Here is a 1,947-nt window from a genome sequence, read left to right as displayed (position 1 = left end):
GGGTGGCTGACCTGGTGCCTGGCCACCACCCCCTGGGACCTGAACACCCTGCTCACCCTGGTGGTCGGGTCGGCGATCTCGGCGGGGCTGGCCCCGCTGACCCGGGGCGGGCGCCCCGCGCACACCGCCCAGGGCGGCGCCCTGGTCCTGAACGCCACCTCCCGCACCGAGCGCGAGTGGGAACAGCGCCTGGCCACCATCGTGCGCCGGAGCGGCTTTCGCGTCACCCGGACCGAGCCGTGGGAGACCGGGGCCGGGTACACGCTGCACGTGGACCTGCCCTCCGGGATCACCCGCAAGAACCTGGAGACCTACACCGACGCCCTTGCCGGGGCCGCCCGCCTGCCCGAGGGGTGCGGGGTCGAGCTGGATGCGGCGGCCACGCGCGGCAGCGTGCTGCTGCACGTGGCCACCGTGGACCGGATGCGCGAGGACATCGACTACCCCGAGGACTACTCCCCCCGCTCGATCCTGGACCCGATCGTGCTGGGCGAGCACCGCGACTCCACACCCGCCGAGGTGCGCTGGCGCGAGCACTCCGCGCTGTTCGCCGGGCAGCGCGGGTCGGGCAAGACGACGATCCTCAACGTGGGCACGGCCGGGGTCGGCCGGTGCGTGGATGCGCTGATCTGGCACATCGACCTGACCGGCGGAGGCCTGTCCCGGGCGTGGCTGGACCCCTGGCTGCGCGGGGAGGTGGACCGGCCCGCCCTGGACTGGGCGGCGTGCACCCCCGAGGACGCCTACGCGATGGTCAAGGCGGCCCTGGGCATCGCCAAGGGCCGCAAGGCCACCGCGTTCGAGAAGAAGATGGCCGCCGACGTCAGCCTGCTGCCCATCGGGCCGGACCTGCCCGAGATCGTCCTGTTCGCGGACGAGGGCAAGACGCTGCTCAACCCGGTCACGAAGGGCTTGGTCGCCAAGATCCGCGACGGCCTGGAGGAACTCCAGGACATCGCCCGCGACAGCGCGGTCAACACCGTATTGAGCACGCTGCGGGCCACGACCGACACGCTCAACGCGGGGTTGAAGAAGGGCGCGGTCACCCGCGTGGCCATGGCCGGGTCTGATGATGAGGAGCTGGCCTACCTGCTGGGGTGGAAGCGCAACCTTTCCGTGGACGACCTGGCGGGGCCGGGCACGGCCTACCTGACCGATGGCGGGCCCATCCGGCCCATGCGCGGCTACAACCTCACCCCCCGCCGGATCGCGGAGATCTCCCGCACGATCTCGGCGCGGCGCCCGGAGCTGGAGGAGGAGTCCCTCCCCGCCGCCGGGGCCGCCTACCTGAACAGGTACGAGCGGATGCGGGCCACGTTCGGGGTGCCGGGCGGCGCCCAGACCCTGAACGAGTCCGGAGAGGTGAACGAGACCGGCAGCGAGGTCGCGGTCCCCGTCCAGGGGGAGCGGCGGCTGCGGGCGGTGCCCGACGCCGCCGCCTGGCTGCGCAACGAACCCGAACCCGCCCCGGCGGCGGCTGAGCCGGAGCCGGTCGGGTCGGACCTGGCGGGGTGGCTGACCCCGACCGAGCAGGCCCGGCCCGCCCCGGCCGGAGCGGGCCGGGCGGCGTGGGACGGGGTGCCCGACATCATCAACCGGGCGCTGGAGGTCTTCGACCGCCTGGCCGACGACCGGATCCACTCGGAGGACCTGGCGGCCGAGTTGGGGTTCGCCAACGGGTTGGCGTTGGCCGAGGCGCTGCGCCCGGCCGGGGTCAGCCCGCTGGCGAACAAGTTCTCGCGACGCGGGGTCTCCCGGCGCGGGTACGGACGCGAGGCTTTCGAAACGGTCGCTCAACGTAGCCGCGAGGCGGCTACGCGGCCCGCCTGAGAGGGCGCGCTGACTCCCCCAAAGACTCCCCCGACCCCCACGGCTGGGGGTTGGGGGAGCCCAAAGACCCCCCCAACCCCTCTGACCTGGGCTTTGGGGGAGTCTTTGGGGGGGTTG

The 1,947-nt window shown here is 73.5% G+C and carries 1 protein-coding gene; it reads left to right on the top strand.

Annotated elements, in window-relative coordinates; genetic code table 11:
• A partial coding sequence (locus tag DQW06_RS21740) for a hypothetical protein (RefSeq protein ID WP_117199202.1) occupies window positions 1-1,830 on the top strand: 1,830 nt, incomplete at its 5' end.
• Between the last annotated feature and the right edge of the window lie 117 nt (window positions 1,831-1,947).

This window comes from Nocardiopsis sp. TNDT3 (assembly GCF_003427465.1).
In the GTDB taxonomy this organism is placed as follows: domain Bacteria; phylum Actinomycetota; class Actinomycetes; order Streptosporangiales; family Streptosporangiaceae; genus Nocardiopsis; species Nocardiopsis dassonvillei.
This window is presented reverse-complemented; position numbering and strand designations above follow the sequence as displayed.